Below are 17981 nucleotides of genomic sequence, written 5' to 3' on the forward strand. Positions count from 1 at the left end.
CATGGCCAACATCAAGAAGGGTGACCTCGTTCAGGTCATCTCGGGCCGCAGCCAGGCTCGCGGCGGAGATCGCGGCAAGCAGGGCAAGGTCCTCGAGGTGCTCGTCGCCGAGAACCGCGTCGTCGTCGAAGGCATCAACTTCGTGACGAAGCACGTTCGCGTCGGCCAGACGCAGCGCGGCTCGAAGACCGGCGGCATCGAGACCGTCGAGGCCCCGATCCACGTTTCGAACGTCGCGCTCGTCGACCCCGAGTCGAAGAAGCCGACCCGCGTCGGTTTCCGCATCGAGACCGTGACGAAGGACGGCGTCGACAAGACCGTCCGCGTCCGCTACGCAAAGAAGTCAGGTAAGGACCTGTAATGACCGACACGGCTACGCAGGCTGGCAAAATCCAGCCGCGCCTGAAGACCAAGTACCGGGACGAGATCTCGAAGGCCCTCACCGAGGAGCACGGCTACACCAACGTGCACCAGGTTCCGGGTCTCGTGAAGATCGTCGTGAACATGGGTGTCGGCGAAGCCGCGCGCGATGGCAAGGTCATCGACGGCGCGATCGCCGATCTCACCAAGATCACCGGCCAGAAGCCGCAGGTCACGAAGGCTCGCAAGTCCATCGCGCAGTTCAAGCTGCGCGAGGGCCAGCCCATCGGCGCGCACGTCACCCTCCGTGGCGACCGCATGTGGGAGTTCCTCGACCGCCTGCTCTCGCTCGCTCTGCCCCGTATCCGCGACTTCCGCGGTCTCTCGGACAAGCAGTTCGACGGCACCGGCAACTACACGTTCGGCCTCACGGAGCAGTCGATGTTCCACGAGATCGATCAGGACAAGATCGACCGCGTCCGCGGCATGGACATCACTGTGGTGACCACCGCCAAGACGGACGAAGAGGGCCGCGCGCTGCTCAAGCAGCTCGGCTTCCCCTTCAAGTCGGCCGACGCCGCCAACTGAACCACGGATGCTGCGGGCGCACGCCCGCAGCATCCGCTCCGGTCCTCCGCATCCGCGGGAGACCGACACCACAGGTCATCGCTCGTGTAACGGGCGCTGAAACCTGGTGAACGTTAGGAAACACTCGTCATGACGATGACCGACCCGGTCGCTGACATGCTGACCCGTCTGCGGAACGCGAACTCCGCACACCACGACTCCGTGTCGATGCCCAACTCCAAGCTCAAGGCGAACATCGCCGAGATCTTGAAGAAGGAGGGCTACATCGCGGACTTCGAACTGACCGACGCTCGCGTGGGCAAGACGCTCACGCTGCAGCTCAAGTTCGGCCCCAACCGCGAGCGTTCGATCGCTGGCATCAAGCGCGTCTCCAAGCCCGGCCTCCGCGTCTACGCGAAGTCGACGGAGCTCCCCAAGGTGCTCGGCGGCCTCGGCGTTGCCATCCTGTCCACCTCCAGCGGTCTGCTCACCGACCGCCAGGCCGAGAAGAAGGGCGTAGGCGGAGAAGTCCTCGCCTACGTGTGGTAGTTCCATGTCACGAATCGGACGACTTCCCATCGACATCCCCGCGGGCGTCGACGTCAAGATCGACGGCCAGGCCGTTTCGGTGAAGGGCCCGAAGGGCGAGCTCGCGCTCACCGTCGCCGCCCCCATCGAGGTCAAGCTCGAGGAGAACCAGGTTCTCGTCACCCGCCCCGACGACGAGCGCACCTCGCGCTCGCTGCACGGCCTCACCCGTACCCTCATCGCCAACCAGATCATCGGTGTGACGCAGGGCTACTCCAAGGCACTCGAGATCGTCGGCACCGGTTACCGCGTCGCGCAGAAGGGCTCGTCCCTCGAGCTCGCGCTCGGTTTCTCGCACCCCGTCGTCGTCGACGCACCCGCCGGCATCACGTTGACCGTCGAGGGCAACAACAAGATCACGGTCGCGGGCATCGACAAGCAGGCGGTCGGCGAGGTCGCCGCGAACATCCGCAAGATCAAGAAGCCCGAGCCGTACAAGGGCAAGGGCATCCGCTACGCCGGCGAGGTCGTGCGTCGCAAGGCCGGAAAGTCAGGTAAGTAATCATGGCTGTGAAGACCAAGACGGCTGCGCGTTCGCGCCGCCACACCCGCCTTCGCAAGAAGGTCGTCGGCACCGAGCTGCGCCCGCGCCTCGTCGTCACCCGTTCGGCACGTCACGTGTTCGTCCAGGTCGTCGACGACAGCAAGGGCCTGACCGTCGCCAGCGCCTCGACCATGGAGGCAGACCTCCGTGTGTTCGACGGTGACAAGACCGCCAAGGCCAAGAAGGTCGGCGAGCTCGTCGCAGAGCGTGCGAAGAAGGCCGGCATCGAGTCCGTCGTCTTCGACCGCGGCGGCAACAAGTACGCCGGTCGTGTCGCAGCGATCGCCGATGGAGCGCGAGAGGCAGGGCTCAACCTGTGAGCGAGAACACTACGAAGGAGACCGAGGTGACCGCAGAGGCACCCGTCGAGACGGCAGCAGCTTCGGAGCCGGCTCGGAACGAGCGCGACAACCGTCGCGGCGGCGGTCGAGACCGCAACCAGGGTGGCCGCGACCGCGGTGGCCGTGACGCCGAGAAGAGCCAGTTCCTCGAGCGCGTCGTGACCATCAATCGCGTGTCGAAGGTCGTCAAGGGCGGCCGTCGCTTCAGCTTCACGGCGCTCGTCGTCGTGGGTGACGGCAACGGACTCGTCGGCGTCGGCTACGGCAAGGCGCGCGAGGTCCCGACCGCGATCTCGAAGGGCGTCGAGGAGGCGAAGAAGAACTTCTTCCGCGTCCCCCGCATCGGAGCGACCATCCCGCACCCCGTCCAGGGTGAGGCTGCGGCAGGCGTCGTCCTGCTCCGCCCCGCTTCGGCCGGTACCGGTGTCATCGCCGGTGGTCCCGTGCGTGCGGTGCTCGAGTGCGCCGGCATCCACGACGTCCTGAGCAAGTCGCTCGGTTCGTCGAACACCATCAACATCGTGCACGCCACCGTCGCGGCCCTGCAGCAGCTCGAAGAGCCGCGTGCAGTCGCAGCCCGTCGTGGCCTCGCCTACGACGAGGTCGCTCCGGCCCGTCTGCTGCGTGCCGAGGCCCAGGCGGCAGAGTCCGCCGCAGCAGCGAAGGCAGGTGCCTGATGGCCAAGCAGCTGAAGGTGACCCAGATCAAGTCCAAGGTGAGCGAGAAGCAGTACCAGCGCGACACGCTGCGCAGCCTCGGACTCAAGCGCATCGGTGCCTCGGTCATTCGCGAGGACACCCCGCAGAACCGCGGCTACGTGAACACCGTCGCGCACCTCGTGAAGGTTGAGGAGATTGACTAATGGCTGACGAGAAGAAGGACGTCGCCGCCGAAGCCCCCAAGAAGGCTCCGGCGAAGAAGACGGCCGACAAGCCCGCCGCCGCGAAGGCAGCCCCCAAGGCTGCTGCCGAGAAGAAGGCCCCCGCCAAGGCTGCAGCAGCGAAGGCCGACTCGGCCGACGCCGCCAAGGCCCCCGCGAAGAAGGCCCCCGCGAAGGCCGCCTCCTCCAAGACTGCCGCCGCCAAGGCGGACGTCGCGGAGAAGCGCGAGCAGGTGCTGAAGGTCCACCACCTCCGCCCCGCTCCCGGTGCCAAGAAGGACAAGACCCGCGTCGGACGCGGTGAGGGTTCGAAGGGCAAGACGGCAGGTCGCGGTACCAAGGGCTCGAAGGCTCGCAACAACATCCGCCCCGGGTTCGAGGGTGGCCAGCTTCCGTACCACATGCGTGCGCCGAAGCTGCGCGGCTTCAAGAACCCGTTCCGGGTCGAGTACCAGGTCGTGAACCTGGAGAAGCTCGCCGAGCTGTACCCGAAGGGCGGCGACGTCACGATCGCCGACCTCGTCGAGAAGGGCGCCGTTCGCAAGAACGAGCGCGTCAAGGTTCTCGGCAACGGTGACATCCAGGTGAAGCTCACCGTCGCGGTCGACAAGGTCTCCGGCTCGGCCGAGCAGAAGATCATCGCCGCCGGCGGTTCGGTCAAGTAGACCGGAAACAGCACCGATTGCACGAGCCAGTCGGGACCTCGCGTATGATTCACGGGGGTCTCGACTGGCTCGAGCCGCATATGGACTGACTCCACACGGAGCAACAGGAGGACGAGTGTTCAACGCCATCGGGCGGATCTTCCGCACGCCGGATCTTCGCCGCAAGCTCGGGTTCACGCTGGGCATCGTCGCCCTGTTCCGGCTGGGTTCGTTCATTCCCGCGCCGTTCGTGGACTTCGGCAACGTGCAGGCGTGTCTCGCCGCCAACCAGACGGGTGCCACCGGTCTCTACGACCTCGTGAACCTCTTCTCCGGCGGCGCGCTGCTCCAGCTGTCGATCTTCGCGCTCGGCATCATGCCGTACATCACCGCGTCGATCATCGTGCAGCTGCTGCGCGTCGTGATCCCTCACTTCGAGACGTTGTACAAGGAGGGCCAGGCCGGTCAGGGCCGCCTCACGCAGTACACCCGCTACCTGACGATCGCCCTCGGCGTGCTCCAGTCGACCACGCTCATCACGGTCGCGCGCTCCGGTGCGCTCTTCCCGTCCGGCGCCCCCGAGTGCTCGCAGCTCATCACGAACGACGCCTGGTACGCGATCCTGCTCATGGTCATCACCATGACCGCCGGTACCGGCCTCATCATGTGGATGGGCGAGCTCATCACCGAGCGCGGCATCGGCAACGGCATGTCGCTCCTCATCTTCACCTCGATCGCCGCGACCTTCCCCGGCTCGCTCTGGGCGATCGGCATCGCCCGCGGCTGGGACGTCTTCGCGATCGTGCTCGCCATCGGCCTGCTGGTCGTGGTCGCCGTGGTCTTCGTCGAGCAGTCGCAGCGGCGCGTCCCAGTGCAGTACGCGAAGCGCATGGTCGGCCGGCGAACCTACGGCGGCAACAACACCTACATCCCGATCAAGGTCAACATGGCGGGCGTCGTGCCGGTCATCTTCGCCTCGTCGCTCCTCTACCTGCCGGCGCTCATCGCGCAGTTCAACACCCCGGCGGCCGGCGAGACGCCGCAGGCGTGGGTCGTGTGGATCACGAACAACCTGACGCAGGGCGGCCAGCCGCTCTACATGCTGATGTACTTCCTGCTCATCGTCGGATTCACGTACTTCTACGTCGCGATCACGTTCAACCCCGACGAGGTCTCCGAGAACATGAAGAAGTACGGCGGCTTCATCCCGGGCATCCGTGCCGGGCGCCCGACCGCCGAGTACCTCGACTATGTGCTCACCCGCATCACGCTGCCGGGCTCGCTCTACCTCGGCCTCATCGCCCTGATCCCGCTCATCGCCTTCGCGATGGTCGGCGCCGACCAGAACTTCCCGTTCGGCGGCGCTTCCATCCTGATCATCGTCGGCGTCGGCCTCGAGACGGTGAAGCAGATCGACGCCCAGCTCCAGCAGCGGCACTACGAAGGACTCCTCCGATGACGGCTGCCGCAACCGGTTCGGCTCGCTTCCTGATCGTCGGCCCCCAGGGCTCCGGCAAGGGGACGCAGGGCGTGCTCGTCGCGGAGGCGTTCGGGGTGCCCCAGGTCGCCACCGGAGACATCTTCCGGGCGAACGTCGCCGGCGGCACCGAGCTCGGCAAGCGGGTCCAGGCGATCATCGAGGCGGGCGATCTCGTTCCCGATGCGCTCACGAGCGAGCTCGTGCGCGATCGGCTCGAGCAGTCGGATGCCGCGCGCGGCTTCCTCCTCGACGGCTACCCCCGCAACCGCGGCCAGGTCGAAGACCTCGATGCGTTCCTCACGGCTCGCGGCGAGGCGCTCGATGCGGTCATCGAGCTCGTGGTGCCCCGCGAGGAGAGCATCGCCCGCTTGCAGCAGCGAGCGGCCGAGCAGGGCCGCACTGACGACACCGAAGAGGTCATCGCGAACCGGCTGGCCATCTACGAGCGCGAGACCGCTCCGATCCTCGACGTTTACCGCGCACGCGGCGTCGTCGTGCGCATCGACGGCGTGGGCACGCTCGGCGAGGTGACGCAGCGCATCTTCGAGGCGCTGGCCGCGCGCGGACTCGCGCCCAACGCCCTCTCCGCCTGAGCCGTCGGTGTTCCGACGCTCGATCTACAAGTCGCCGGCCGAGCTCCGCTCGATGCGGGTCGCCGGTGAGCTGACCGCTGCCGCGCTCGCGGAGGCGCGCCGGCTGCTCGTGCCGGGTGCGACACCGCTCGAACTCGACGCGGCGGCCGAGCGCGTGATCCGCACCGGTGGCGGTCGCCCGAACTTCCAGCTCGTGCCCGGGTACCGGCACACGCTCTGCGTGTCGGTCGACGACGACGTCGTGCACGGCATCCCGGGAGATCGGCCGTTCCGAGCCGGCGACATCGTCTCGGTCGACGGCGGGGCCGAGGTCGACGGCTGGAACGGCGACTCGGCGTTCACCGTCGTGCTGCCCGATGCAGAGCGCCCCGATGTCGTCGCTGCGCGCGAAGAGCTCAGCCGGGTCACCGAGCAGGCGCTGTGGCTCGGCATCGCCACGCTCGCGCGGGCGTCGCACCTCAACGAGGTCGGAGCGGCGATGGAGGAATTCGTGCAGCGCGAGGGCGAGTACGGCATCCTCACCGACTACGTCGGCCATGGCATCGGCCGCTCGATGCACGAGGAGCCGCCCGTCTTCAACTACCGCGTCGATCGTCGCGGGCCGGCGGTCAAGCCGGGTCTCGTCGTCGCGATCGAGCCCATGATCGTGGCCGGTTCCATCGACACCTTCACGCGCGACGACGATTGGACGGTGACGACCTCCGACGGCTCCGACTCCGCCCACTGGGAGCACTCCGTCGCGGTGCACTCCGACGGCATCTGGGTGCTCACCGCCCCCGACGGCGGCGCCGCCGGCCTCGCGCCGTTCGGTGTGCGACCCGCGCCCCTCGCCTGAGCCGTCCGCCCGGCGGGCGGCTAGGGTGAACGGAGAACGGATACTCGCAACGGAGGCCGGGCGAATGACGGAGATCACGGGGACCGGGATCGGCCAGGGGGTGGCCATCGGTCCGGTCGTGCGGATGGCGGAACGGCTGCCCGAACCGGCCGATGCGCCGAGCGCCCTCGCCGCGGCGCACGAGGGGGAGCGAGCCAGGAGCGCGCTGTCCGCGGTCGCGGCCGAGCTCCAACGTCGCGGAGGCGCTGCCGGGGGCGCGGCCGAGGGCGTGCTCGAGGCCCAGGCCATGATGGCCGAGGACCCGAGCCTGTTCGAGCTCGTCGTCGCGAGGCTCGCTACCGGGGCCACGGCGGAACGAGCCGTCTTCGAGGCGTTCGATTCCTATCGCGAGGTGCTCGCCGGCATGGGCGGATACCTGGGGGAGCGCGCGGCGGATCTCGACGACGTCTCGCAGCGCGTGATCGCCGAGTTGATGCACGTGCCCGCGCCGGGAGTTCCCGACCCGGGGCATCCGTACGTGCTCGTCGCGCACGACCTCGCCCCGGCCGACACGGCCACGCTCGATCTCGCTCGGGTGCTGGCGCTCGTGACCGCCGAAGGGGGGCCGACCTCGCACACGGCCATCCTCGCGCGCGAGAAGTCGCTCGTCGCCGTCGTCGGTGCGGCCGACGCCGCACGACTCGCGGACGGCGACACGGTCGTCGTCGATGCCGCTCACGGACTCGTCATCGCGTCGCCCTCCGAGGAGACGGTGTCGGCCGCACGAGCCCGGATCGCCGAGCGGGCGGCGCAGGCCGCTGCGCCGCTGACGCCGGGTGCTCTCGCCGACGGAACGCCGGTGCCGCTGCTCGCGAACCTCGGCTCCGCAGACGGCGCCGCCGAGGCCGTGCAGCTCGGCGCCGAAGGTGTCGGGCTCTTCCGAACCGAGTTCCTGTTCCTCGACGCGGAGGTCGCGCCGAGCGTGCGCGAGCAGGAGGCCGAGTATACGCGGCTGCTTACGGCGTTCCCGGGGCGGAAGGTCGTCGTGCGCGTGCTCGACGCCGGCGCCGACAAGCCGCTCGCCTTCGTCAACGACGCGCCCGAGGCGAACCCCGCACTCGGGCTCCGCGGCATCCGTGCCCTGAGAAGCGCCGAGGCGGTACTGCGCGACCAGCTCACGGCGCTCGCCGCCGCCGATGCGGCGACGGACGCCGAACTGCAGGTCATGGCCCCCATGATCGCGACGGTCGAGGAGACGCGATACTTCACGACGCTCGCGAGGGAGCTCGGCATCGCCGTTGCCGGAGTGATGGTCGAGACGCCGTCTGCCGCGCTCATCGCCGACCGTGTGCTGGCCGTCGCCGACTTCGCCTCGATCGGCACGAACGACCTCACGCAGTACACGATGGCGGCCGACCGACTGCTCGGCACCGTGGCGGAGCTGCAGGACCCGTGGCACCCCGCGGTACTGCGCCTGATCGCCGAGGTCGGCGCTGCAGGCGCTGCACAGGGGAAGCCCGTGGGCATCTGCGGAGAGGCCGCGGCCGACCCGCTGCTGGCCGTCGTGCTCGTGGGCCTCGGCGCCACGAGCCTGTCGATGTCGGCGTCGGCACTCGCCGATGTTCGGGCCTCGCTCAAGCGCTTCAGCACCGCCGACGCGCGAGCACTCGCGCAGGCTGCGCTCGACGCCGAGGGGGCGGCGGCAGCGAGAACGGCGGCGGAGTCCGCAGCCGCGGAGATCGTCGCGCGGCGCGGCGCCGGTGGGTAGGGGATGCTCGAGCGCGACGACCGGCGTGCTCGACTGGCGAAAACGCTCGGAATCACCTAGAGTTGATCCTTGGTGTTCTGCACGCCTGCTTCGGCATGCCTGACGGCCCCTGAACTCAGGGGAATTCGGCCCGGCGAGCGGAAATCATCGCACGACCAGCATCCCAACTCCAAGCGATAGTGAGGCTATGGCCAAGAAAGACGGCGTCATCGAGATCGAAGGCTCGGTTGTCGAGGCCCTCCCGAACGCGATGTTCCGGGTGGAACTCACGAACGGGCACAAGGTCCTCGCGCACATCTCAGGAAAGATGCGCCAGCACTACATCCGCATCCTCCCCGAGGACCGCGTGATCGTCGAGCTGAGCCCATACGACCTGACGCGCGGCCGCATCGTCTACCGCTACAAGTAACGGCTGCTCGGAAAGTAACGGCCCGCGACATCTCGCGGGTACGAGGACAGCGACACATCAAGGAACAATCGTGAAGGTCAACCCCAGCGTCAAGCCCATCTGCGATCACTGCAAGGTGATTCGCCGCCACGGCCGCGTCATGGTCATCTGCAAGTCGAACCCGCGCCACAAGCAGCGCCAGGGCTAGTCGCCAGACGGCGGGGCGCACGCGCCCCGCATCCCACAACTGAATACATCGGCAACGCCAGAACCGCCGGCATCCACGGATGCCGCGGGGACACCTCGAGTCGGAGGCTCGGGCACCGGCGTTGCTCCACACCTCCACTTCGAAACAGGAGAAGCCACACATGGCACGTCTGGCAGGAGTCGACATCCCGCGCGAGAAGCGCGTGGAGATCGCACTGACTTACATCTACGGCGTCGGCCGCACGCGAGCGCTCACCACGCTCGCCGAGACCGGCATCGACGGAAACATCCGCGTGAAGGACCTCAGCGACGACCAGCTCATCGCGCTGCGCGACTACATCGAGGGAAACTTCAAGGTCGAGGGCGACCTCCGCCGCGAGGTCGCCGCCGACATCCGCCGCAAGGTCGAGATCGGCTCGTACGAGGGCATCCGCCACCGTCGCGGCCTCCCGGTCCGCGGCCAGCGCACCAAGACCAACGCTCGTACCCGCAAGGGCCCGAAGCGCACCGTCGCCGGCAAGAAGAAGCCCGGCCGCAAGTAACCGCTCGTCGCCAGATCTAGGAGATTTCACACATGGCAGCACCCAAGGCGGCTACTCGCAAGCCGCGCAAGAAGGAAAAGAAGAACATCGCCGTGGGCCAGGCCCACATCAAGTCGACGTTCAACAACACGATCGTCTCGATCACCGACACCAACGGTGCGGTGATCAGCTGGGCCTCCTCCGGTGGCGTCGGCTTCAAGGGCTCGCGCAAGTCGACCCCGTTCGCCGCACAGCTCGCCGCCGAGTCGGCCGCGCGCCAGGCGCAGGAGCACGGCATGAAGAAGGTCGACGTGTTCGTCAAGGGTCCCGGCTCCGGCCGCGAGACCGCGATCCGCTCGCTCCAGGCCGCAGGCCTCGAGGTCGGCAGCATCAACGACGTGACGCCCCAGGCGCACAACGGATGCCGCCCGCCCAAGCGTCGCCGCGTCTGATTCCCTCCCGGTGATCGAGGAGCGGCCCGGTTCAGCCGAGCCCTCCTCGATCGCCGGGACATCCGTTCTCTCACACAACTCAAGATCCTCGTACTCGCAGGTGTCATATAGCGGACACCCTGCCGAAAGGAATCAACAGTGCTGATCGCACAGCGCCCGACGCTCACCGAAGAGAACATCTCGGAGTTCCGTTCGCGTTTCGTGATCGAGCCCCTCGAGCCGGGCTTCGGTTACACCCTGGGCAACTCGCTCCGTCGCACCCTCCTCTCCTCGATCCCCGGCGCAGCCGTGACGAGCATCCGCATCGACGGCGTGCTCCACGAGTTCTCGACGGTCCCCGGCGTGAAGGAGGATGTCACCGAGATCATCCTCAACATCAAGAACCTGGTCGTCTCCAGCGAGCACGACGAGCCCATCACCGCGTACCTGCGCAAGCAGGGTGCCGGTGAGGTCACTGCAGCCGACATCTCCGCTCCGGCGGGCGTCGAGGTGCACAACCCCGAGCTCGTCATCGCGACGCTCAACGACTCGGCGAAGTTCGAGCTCGAGCTCACGATCGAGCGCGGCCGCGGCTACGTCTCGGCGAGCCAGAACCGCAACGAGTACTCGGAGGCCGGCCAGATCCCGGTCGACTCGATCTACTCGCCGGTCCTGAAGGTCACCTACCGCGTCGAGGCCACCCGTGCCGGCGAGCGCACCGACTTCGACCGCCTCGTGGTCGACGTCGAGTCGAAGCCGGCCATCACGCCGCGCGACGCGATCGCCTCGGCGGGCCGCACGCTCACCGAGCTGTTCGGTCTCGCCCGTGAGCTGAACACCGCTGCCGAGGGCATCGAGATCGGCCCCGCGCCGGTCGACGCCGTGCTCTCCAGCGAGCTCTCGATCCCGATCGAAGACCTCGACCTCTCGGTGCGCAGCTACAACTGCCTGAAGCGCGAGGGCATCAACACGGTGTCCGAGCTCGTCGCCCTGTCGGAGTCGCAGCTCATGAACATCCGCAACTTCGGCCAGAAGTCGGTGGATGAGGTCAAGGACAAGCTCACCGAAATGGGCCTGTCGCTGAAGGACTCCGTCCCCGGATTCGACGGGGCCCACTTCTACACGGGCTTCGACGACGAGAACTAGGCAGACCTCGCGGTCGCCCACCAACCCCCACCTACTGGAGAGAACGAACCATGCCGAAGCCCACGAAGGGCCCCCGCCTCGGAGGCGGCCCCGCCCACGAGCGGTTGATGCTCGCGAACCTCGCTGCAGCGCTGTTCACGCACAAGCGCATCACCACCACCGAGACGAAGGCCAAGCGCCTCCGTCCGCTGGCCGAGCGTCTCGTGACGTTCGGCAAGCGCGGCGACCTGCACGCGCGCCGTCGCGTGCTCGCCGTCATCGGCGACAAGACCGTCGTGCACGAGCTGTTCACGGTCATCGCCCCCCAGGTCGCCGACCGTGAGGGCGGCTACACCCGCATCACGAAGATCGGCAACCGCAAGGGCGACAACGCGCCCATGGCGGTCATCGAGCTCGTGCTCGAGCCGGTGACCCCGAAGAAGCGCGCCGCGAAGCCGGCCGCTGCCGAGGCGCCCGTCGCCGAGGAGGCTCCGGCCGAGGTCGTCGAGGAGACGACCGAGGTCGAGGCGACCGACGCAGCCGCTGAGGAGACGACCGAGGTCGTCGCCGACGAGGCCGAGGCCGCAGAGGCCAAGTAGCTTTCGAAGCTCGACACGAAGGGCCCCGGTGCATTGCACCGGGGCCCTTCGCCGTTGCTGCCGCAAGGCCGCCGTCTAGGCTGGAACGGTGACCGAGCACGAACTCCCTCCGCTCTTCGAGCGCATCTCGGCGCCTGAGGTGCTCCCGCCCCTCGCCCATCCCGACGTGCACGTCTGGCGTCCGGTTCGCGACGCCGACATCGACCGGATCGCGGAGCTCGAGGCGGCCATGGCGCTCGCCGACCACCCCGAGTACTCGGTACCACGCGACGAGCTCGCCGACGATCTCGGGATGTCGTTCGTCGACCGAGAACGCGATTCGATCGTGGCGCTCGACGCCGATGGTCGTGCAGTGGCATGGGGCGCTGCCTACCACCCGCCCGGGCGAGACACCCTCGTGCGCTCGATCCTCGTCGGCGGCGTGCATCCCGAGCTGCGACGCCGGGGCATCGGCCGCATGCTGCTCGCGTGGCAGCGCGCGCGAGGAGCTCAGCAGCTCGCGGCATCCGATCTCCCGCTGCCCGGCTGGATCATGGGGTTCTCCGATGACCGTGCGCACTGGGCCGGCCCACTGCTCGAGTCGGAGGGGTTCACCGCCGCGCGGTACTTCGCGGGCCTCCGCCGCGATCTCGGGGAGCCGATCGCCGAGGTGCGTGCGGGCGATGGCATTCGCGTCGAAGTGCTGGCGCCTGCGCGAGCCGCCGAGGTGCGAGTGGCCAGGAACGACGCATTCCGCGACCACTGGGGGAGCCAGCCGAGGTCGGAGGAGGAGTGGCGCGTCTTCGTCTCGAGCAGCACGTTCCGCATCGACCTGTCGGTCGTCGCCATCGACGAGGCGAGCGATCGTGTCGTGGGCTTCGTACTGGCGGATGTGAATGAAGACGACTGGGAGGGGCAGGGGTTCTCGAGCGCGCATGTCCCGCTGGTCGGCGTGGTGCGAGGATTCCGCGGCCGCGGCATCGCGAAGGCACTGCTCGCCGCCCATCTCGTGCGGGCTCGAGCCGCCGGCATCGAGTACTCGATGCTCGAGGTCGATGCCGCGAATCCCACCGGCGCGTTCGCCCTCTACGAAGCCATGGGCTTCCGCGCGGCGACCACCGAGACCAGTTACACCATCGTGGTCTGACGCGGTACGGCGAGAGCTGCGGATGCCGCGGCGCCGTGCGCTCGGACATCGCCGATCCCGGCATGTCGTCGACGTTCGCGTTGTGCCAGAATCTGTTCTCGGTACCGCCGTCAACGGTGCTCGAAGAGGAGCAGTGTGGCTGCCGTCCGCGTCCCGGTCGACCGGGATCTGTCGATCGACTTCGCCCGGGCGTTCTGCCTGCCGATCGTGGTGCTGCTGCATGCACTGCAGATGGGCATCGGCGGGGACCCGTTGCGCGCGTTCAACGCACTCGACGGCTTCGAGCCGCTCGCCTGGGCGACGTGGCCGCTCATGATCATGCCCGTCTTCTTCATCTGCGGCGGGTTCGCGTCGATCACGCAGTGGCGACGGCTTCGCGGCCACGGCGAGACCGTGGCCCACTACGTCCGCATCCGCGCCATCCGTCTGGCGCAGCCGGTGGTCGCGCTGGTCGCGGCGGTCGGCGCCGTGCTCGCCGGCATGCTGCTGGCGGGCGTCGACGCCGAGTTCGTGCGCACCTTCGCGGTGCGGCTCGCCGAACCGCTCTGGTTCATCCCCGTCTACCTGATCTGCACGGCACTCGTGCCGACGATGTCGTGGTTGCACCGCCATGCGCCGTGGACCGCGTATGTCGGCCTCGCCGCTGCGGTGGTCGTCGTCGACGTGCTCGTCCGAGGTCTCGGGGTACCGGTGGGTGCGCTCAACTGGATCCTGGTGTGGCTGTTCGCCCAGCAGCTCGGGTTCGGGCTCCGCGACGGCTGGTTCGCTCGTCGCTCGCGACTCGTGCTGGTCGCCGTCGCGGCCGGCTCGTACGGTGTCATCGGCGTGCTCGTGGGCTGGTTCGGGTACTCGCACGACATGCTCGACAACCTCAATCCGCCGACGCTGGCCATTCTCGCGCTCGCCCTCGGGCAGGCGTGCCTGTTCGCGCTCGCCCAGCCGCTCATCCGGCGAATGATGCAGTGGCGGCCGATGCTCGGTGCCGTGTTCGTCTTCGGTGTCTACGGCATGGTCATCTATCTCTGGCACACGTTCGCGATGGCGGTGGTGACCGCGCTGCAGCTCGCGATCGGCCTGCCTTTCCCGCCGGTGCTGTCACCCGCCTGGTGGGCGACGCGCCCGGTCTGGATCCTCGCCATCGCCGTCGTGGTCGCCGGATGCTGCCTGGTCGTTCCACGCATCGAGGCGCGGTGGCCGAAGCCGATCGAGCGCCGGACCCCGCTGGCCGTGGTGATCGTCTGGAGCGTGTGCGCGGTGGCGGGAGTCGGCGTGCTGCTCACCCTCGGCTACCTCCCGTGGCGGAACGGCCTGCTGGGCTGGGCGCTCGTCACGGTGGCCGTGGTCGCGCTCATCACCGGGGGGCCGGGGCGCCGGGTGTCGGACGACTCGGTGCGGGCAGAGGCACGCAGCGCGGAATCATCGTCGGCCGCGCGATCGTAGGCTTGAGGGCATGGTCGTCCCCGAATCCGCCGCGTCGTCGAGCCTCGTATCGTCGAGCGTCGCGCCCTCGCTCTCCGGCGCGGGTTCCGTCGCGCCGGCAGGCGACGACGACGGCGCGGTTCGTGTGCGGCTCGGGGTCGCGTACGACGGCACCGATTTCAACGGATGGAGCCGGCAGCCGGGGCTGCGCACGGTGCAGGGCGTCATCGAAGACGCGCTCGGCATCCTCTTCCGGCGCACGGGAACGGCCCCGCGGCTGACGGTCGCCGGGCGCACCGACGCCGGCGTCCACGCACTGGGACAGGTGGCGCACTTCGACGTCTCGCCGCAGGCTCTTGCCGCGGTGACCCGGGCGCGCCGCGGTCACGCGCCCGGCCCAGGCGGCACCGAGCCCGCGGCCGTGCTGCTCCGCCGCTTGGCGGGGGTGATCGGGGCATCCGACTCCGACGTCGTGGTGACGGCCGCCGCGCTCGCACCCGACGGGTTCGACGCGCGCTTCTCGGCGATCTGGCGGCGCTACGAGTACCGCATCGCGGATTCGGCCGCCGCGCGGAATCCGCTCGATCGCCGCCGGACCGTCTGGCGGCCGCGCCCACTCGACGCCGGCCGCATGGATGCCGCGGCGCATTCCCTCCTCGGCCTGCACGACTTCGCCGCCTTCTGCAAGCCCCGTGACGGGGCGACGACGATCCGCACGCTGGAGTCGTTCCGCTGGCGGCGCGACGCCGACGGCGTGCTCGTCGCGTCGCTGCAGGCCGACGCCTTCTGCCATTCGATGGTGCGCGCGCTGATCGGGGCCGCTGTCGCCGTCGGCGAGGGGCGCCTCGACGTCAACGCCCCGGCCGAGCTCCTCCGCGCCGGTGAGCGCACCAACGCCTTCATGACCATGCCGGCGAAGGGGCTCGTGCTCACCGAGGTCGGCTACCCCGACGATCACGAGCTCGAGCTCCGCGCGGCGCAGACCCGGGCCCGGCGCATCCTGCACGTGCAGTTCGACGACGAGGCGGATGCAGGGGAGTGAACCTGCGCCGATTGGACGCCTGCTCCTCGAGCCGCTAAGCTTGCCCCTTGGTGCCGTCCTCTGCGGCGGCATCCGAAGTTGAGCCCTCCACCAGGGCGTTCGAACGCATCGCGGGCGAACACCCACCGGAGTGGGATTCACGAACCCCTCACTCGATCAGAAAGCAGTAGTTCCGTGACGCGCACGTTCACTCCCAAGCCGTCCGACATCCAGCACGACTGGGTCGTCATCGACGCAACCGATATCGTTCTCGGTCGCCTCGCGAGCCACACCGCAGCCCTGCTGCGCGGCAAGCACAAGGCGATCTTCGCGAACCACGTCGACACCGGTGACTTCGTCATCATCGTCAACGCCGACAAGGTGGCCCTCACCGGCCAGAAGCTCGAGCAGAAGAAGGCCTACCGCCACTCGGGGTACCCGGGCGGTCTCACGGCCGTCAGCTACGCCGAGCTCCTCGAGAAGAACCCCGTCCGCGCCGTCGAGAAGGCGATCCGCGGCATGCTCCCCAAGAACTCGCTCGGTCGGGCCCAGCTGAAGAAGCTGAAGGTCTACACCGGTCCGGAGCACCCGCACGCGGCTCAGCAGCCGAAGCCGTACACCCTCACCCAGGTCGCCCAGTAATTCCGGCACCCTCGACGTTCTCGAAATAAGGATTCACACCACCATGGCGAAGATCGCAGACCAGATCGAAGCGGCTCCCGAGAGCTACACCACCGAGAGTGCCCCCGAGGCAGCTCCCACCACCCCCCGTGCCGTGCTCAACGTGTCGGGCGCGGCCGTCGGCCGTCGCAAGCAGGCGATCGCGCGCGCGCGCCTCGTTCCCGGCGCCGGTAACATCACCGTCAACGGCCGCGAGTTCGCGGCCTACTTCCCCAACAAGCTGCACCAGCAGCTCATCACCGACCCGTTCACGGTGCTCGAGCTCGTCGGCTCGTACGACGTGGTCGCGAAGATCACGGGCGGCGGCCCCTCGGGCCAGGCAGGCGCGCTGCGTCTCGCCATCGCCCGTGCGCTGAACGAGATCGACCGCGAGAACAACCGCGCGACGCTCAAGAAGTCGGGCTTCCTCACGCGTGACGCTCGCGTCATCGAGCGCAAGAAGGCCGGTCTCAAGAAGGCCCGCAAGGCGCCTCAGTTCTCGAAGCGCTGATCCCAGCGTCCGGTTCTCCGTACATGCCTCGGCTTTTCGGAACCGACGGGGTCCGGGGCCTGGCCAACCGTGAACTCACGGCTGACCTGGCCCTGGGCCTCGCCCAGGCGGCTGCCGCCGTCCTCACCCAAGGGCGCCACGCCGATGAGCTCCGCGCCGCCGGCCGGCGCCCCGTCGCCGTCGTGGCGCGCGACCCGCGCGTCTCCGGCGAGTTCCTCACCGCCGCCGTGTCGGCGGGACTCGCGAGTTCCGGTGTCGACGTGCTCGACGCCGGGGTCATCCCGACGCCGGCGACCGCGTTCCTCATCGACTCCATCCGCGCCGACTTCGGCGTGATGATCTCGGCGTCGCACAACCCGGCGCCCGACAACGGCATCAAGTTCTTCTCGTTCGGCGGCACCAAGCTGCCCGACGAGGTCGAGGACCGCATCGAGTCGTTCCTGGGCAAGCAGAAGCTGGCTCCCGTCGGCGATGGCGTCGGTCGGATCCGCCGGTTCGCCGATGCCGAAGACCGCTATGTCGTGCACCTGCTCGGCACGCTGCCGCACCGCCTCGACGGCCTGAAGGTCGTGCTCGACTGCGCTCACGGCGCGGCAGCCGGTGTCTCGCCCGAGACCTTCAAGGACGCGGGCGCCGAGGTCATCGTCATCGGGGCCGACCCCGACGGCATGAACATCAACGACGGCGTCGGTTCGACGCACCTCGAGCAGCTCCAGGCCGCCGTCATCGAGCACGGCGCCGACCTCGGCATCGCCCACGACGGCGACGCCGACCGCTGCCTCGCCGTCGACGCCGACGGCAACGTCATCGACGGCGACCGCATCATGGCGATCCTCGCCGTCTCGATGAAGGAGCGCGGCACGCTCACCGACGACACGCTCGTCGTGACGGTCATGTCGAACCTCGGCCTGCGCCGCGCGATGGCCGAACACGGCATCCGCGTCGTCGAGACGAAGGTCGGCGACCGCTACGTGCTCGAGGCACTGGCAGCCGAGGGCCTCGCCCTCGGCGGCGAGCAGTCGGGCCACGTCATCATGAGCGAGTTCGCCACGACCGGCGACGGCGTGCTCACGGGCCTGCACCTGGCGGCCGAGATGGCGCGCACCGGCAAGACCATCGCCGAGCTCGCCTCGGTCATGACGGTCTACCCGCAGGTGCTCGTGAACGTGCGCGGCGTCGACCACCACGCCCTCGCCGACGATGCGGGCATCGCCGAAGCAGTCGCCGCGGTCGAGGCCGAGCTCGGCGACAGCGGACGCGTGCTGCTCCGCCCGTCGGGCACCGAGCCGATGGTGCGCGTCATGGTCGAGGCCGCCGAGCAGGAGGCCGCCGAGCGGCACGCCGAGTCCCTCGCCGCCGTGGTGCGCGAGCGACTCTCCCTCGCCTGACCCGAC

Annotated in this window: 24 protein-coding genes; all 24 read left to right on the forward strand. The window is 68.8% G+C overall.

Annotation, left to right across the window (positions count from 1 at the left end):
* Nucleotide 1 precedes the first annotated feature (1 nt).
* The gene (gene rplX / locus VPH61_RS06170; RefSeq protein ID WP_056010858.1) at nucleotides 2–361 is read left to right on the forward strand and encodes a 50S ribosomal protein L24; all 360 of its coding nucleotides are present in this window, start codon (nucleotides 2–4) and stop codon (nucleotides 359–361) included.
* Nucleotides 361–948, forward strand: coding sequence for a 50S ribosomal protein L5 (gene rplE, locus VPH61_RS06175; RefSeq protein WP_056010855.1), 588 nt, complete (start codon nucleotides 361–363; stop codon nucleotides 946–948). Before rplX ends, rplE begins: the two co-directional genes overlap by 1 nt.
* A 129-nt stretch (nucleotides 949–1077) precedes the next feature.
* On the forward strand, nucleotides 1078–1476 hold the full coding sequence (gene rpsH / locus VPH61_RS06180) for a 30S ribosomal protein S8 (protein WP_056010852.1): 399 nt from the start codon (nucleotides 1078–1080) through the stop codon (nucleotides 1474–1476).
* A 4-nt stretch (nucleotides 1477–1480) separates the two neighbouring features.
* Entirely contained in the window at nucleotides 1481–2017 is a 537-nt protein-coding gene (gene rplF, locus VPH61_RS06185) for a 50S ribosomal protein L6 (protein ID WP_332062641.1), read from the forward strand.
* Nucleotides 2018–2019: 2 nt separating this feature from the next.
* Complete coding sequence (rplR, locus tag VPH61_RS06190) at nucleotides 2020–2379, forward strand: 50S ribosomal protein L18 (protein WP_056010846.1); 360 nt, start codon at nucleotides 2020–2022, stop codon at nucleotides 2377–2379.
* The gene (rpsE, locus tag VPH61_RS06195; protein ID WP_056010842.1) at nucleotides 2376–3077 is read left to right on the forward strand and encodes a 30S ribosomal protein S5; all 702 of its coding nucleotides are present in this window, start codon (nucleotides 2376–2378) and stop codon (nucleotides 3075–3077) included. Before rplR ends, rpsE begins: the two co-directional genes overlap by 4 nt.
* The gene (gene rpmD / locus VPH61_RS06200; RefSeq protein ID WP_022893865.1) at nucleotides 3077–3262 is read left to right on the forward strand and encodes a 50S ribosomal protein L30; all 186 of its coding nucleotides are present in this window, start codon (nucleotides 3077–3079) and stop codon (nucleotides 3260–3262) included. The genes rpsE and rpmD overlap by 1 nt, the downstream gene beginning before the upstream one ends.
* Nucleotides 3262–3945: a 50S ribosomal protein L15 gene (gene rplO / locus VPH61_RS06205; RefSeq protein ID WP_332062642.1), complete on the forward strand. Its 684-nt coding sequence runs from the start codon at nucleotides 3262–3264 to the stop codon at nucleotides 3943–3945. The genes rpmD and rplO overlap by 1 nt, the downstream gene beginning before the upstream one ends.
* A gap of 115 nt (nucleotides 3946–4060) precedes the next feature.
* Nucleotides 4061–5383, forward strand: a complete 1323-nt coding sequence (gene secY / locus VPH61_RS06210) for a preprotein translocase subunit SecY (RefSeq protein ID WP_332062643.1) — start codon at nucleotides 4061–4063, stop codon at nucleotides 5381–5383.
* On the forward strand, nucleotides 5380–5997 hold the full coding sequence (locus VPH61_RS06215; protein WP_332062644.1) for an adenylate kinase: 618 nt from the start codon (nucleotides 5380–5382) through the stop codon (nucleotides 5995–5997). Before secY ends, VPH61_RS06215 begins: the two co-directional genes overlap by 4 nt.
* A gap of 7 nt (nucleotides 5998–6004) precedes the next feature.
* Entirely contained in the window at nucleotides 6005–6832 is an 828-nt protein-coding gene (gene map / locus VPH61_RS06220) for a type I methionyl aminopeptidase (protein ID WP_332062645.1), read from the forward strand.
* 64 nt (nucleotides 6833–6896) lie between these two features.
* Nucleotides 6897–8579 carry a phosphoenolpyruvate--protein phosphotransferase gene (gene ptsP, locus VPH61_RS06225; protein ID WP_332062646.1) on the forward strand — a complete coding sequence of 561 codons (1683 nt, stop codon included), beginning with the start codon at nucleotides 6897–6899 and terminating at the stop codon, nucleotides 8577–8579.
* 187 nt (nucleotides 8580–8766) lie between these two features.
* Nucleotides 8767–8988: a translation initiation factor IF-1 gene (infA, locus tag VPH61_RS06230; protein WP_021759551.1), complete on the forward strand. Its 222-nt coding sequence runs from the start codon at nucleotides 8767–8769 to the stop codon at nucleotides 8986–8988.
* 70 nt (nucleotides 8989–9058) lie between these two features.
* A complete protein-coding gene (gene rpmJ / locus VPH61_RS06235) occupies nucleotides 9059–9175 on the forward strand; it encodes a 50S ribosomal protein L36 (RefSeq protein WP_005050492.1) in 117 nt (38 codons plus the stop codon).
* A 160-nt stretch (nucleotides 9176–9335) separates the two neighbouring features.
* Nucleotides 9336–9716 (forward strand): 30S ribosomal protein S13, encoded by a 381-nt coding sequence (gene rpsM / locus VPH61_RS06240; RefSeq protein WP_074260121.1) that lies wholly within the window; start codon nucleotides 9336–9338, stop codon nucleotides 9714–9716.
* Nucleotides 9717–9748: 32 nt separating this feature from the next.
* On the forward strand, nucleotides 9749–10147 hold the full coding sequence (rpsK, locus tag VPH61_RS06245) for a 30S ribosomal protein S11 (protein ID WP_022889749.1): 399 nt from the start codon (nucleotides 9749–9751) through the stop codon (nucleotides 10145–10147).
* A gap of 138 nt (nucleotides 10148–10285) precedes the next feature.
* The gene (locus VPH61_RS06250; RefSeq protein ID WP_022893850.1) at nucleotides 10286–11272 is read left to right on the forward strand and encodes a DNA-directed RNA polymerase subunit alpha; all 987 of its coding nucleotides are present in this window, start codon (nucleotides 10286–10288) and stop codon (nucleotides 11270–11272) included.
* Nucleotides 11273–11322: 50 nt separating this feature from the next.
* Nucleotides 11323–11850, forward strand: a complete 528-nt coding sequence (gene rplQ / locus VPH61_RS06255) for a 50S ribosomal protein L17 (RefSeq protein WP_056010823.1) — start codon at nucleotides 11323–11325, stop codon at nucleotides 11848–11850.
* An 88-nt stretch (nucleotides 11851–11938) separates the two neighbouring features.
* Nucleotides 11939–12976, forward strand: a complete 1038-nt coding sequence (locus VPH61_RS06260) for a GNAT family N-acetyltransferase (protein WP_332062647.1) — start codon at nucleotides 11939–11941, stop codon at nucleotides 12974–12976.
* Between the two features lie 135 nt (nucleotides 12977–13111).
* Nucleotides 13112–14416, forward strand: coding sequence for an acyltransferase family protein (locus VPH61_RS06265; RefSeq protein ID WP_332062648.1), 1305 nt, complete (start codon nucleotides 13112–13114; stop codon nucleotides 14414–14416).
* A 10-nt stretch (nucleotides 14417–14426) separates the two neighbouring features.
* Entirely contained in the window at nucleotides 14427–15437 is a 1011-nt protein-coding gene (locus tag VPH61_RS06270) for a tRNA pseudouridine synthase A (RefSeq protein WP_332062649.1), read from the forward strand.
* A gap of 174 nt (nucleotides 15438–15611) precedes the next feature.
* Nucleotides 15612–16058, forward strand: coding sequence for a 50S ribosomal protein L13 (rplM, locus tag VPH61_RS06275; protein WP_056010815.1), 447 nt, complete (start codon nucleotides 15612–15614; stop codon nucleotides 16056–16058).
* A gap of 43 nt (nucleotides 16059–16101) precedes the next feature.
* Nucleotides 16102–16587: a 30S ribosomal protein S9 gene (gene rpsI / locus VPH61_RS06280; RefSeq protein ID WP_332062650.1), complete on the forward strand. Its 486-nt coding sequence runs from the start codon at nucleotides 16102–16104 to the stop codon at nucleotides 16585–16587.
* Between the two features lie 23 nt (nucleotides 16588–16610).
* Nucleotides 16611–17975, forward strand: coding sequence for a phosphoglucosamine mutase (glmM, locus tag VPH61_RS06285; RefSeq protein ID WP_332062651.1), 1365 nt, complete (start codon nucleotides 16611–16613; stop codon nucleotides 17973–17975).
* Nucleotides 17976–17981: the final 6 nt, after the last annotated feature.

This window comes from Agromyces sp. CCNWLW203, from assembly GCF_036576125.1.
Taxonomy (GTDB): Bacteria; Actinomycetota; Actinomycetes; order Actinomycetales; family Microbacteriaceae; genus Agromyces.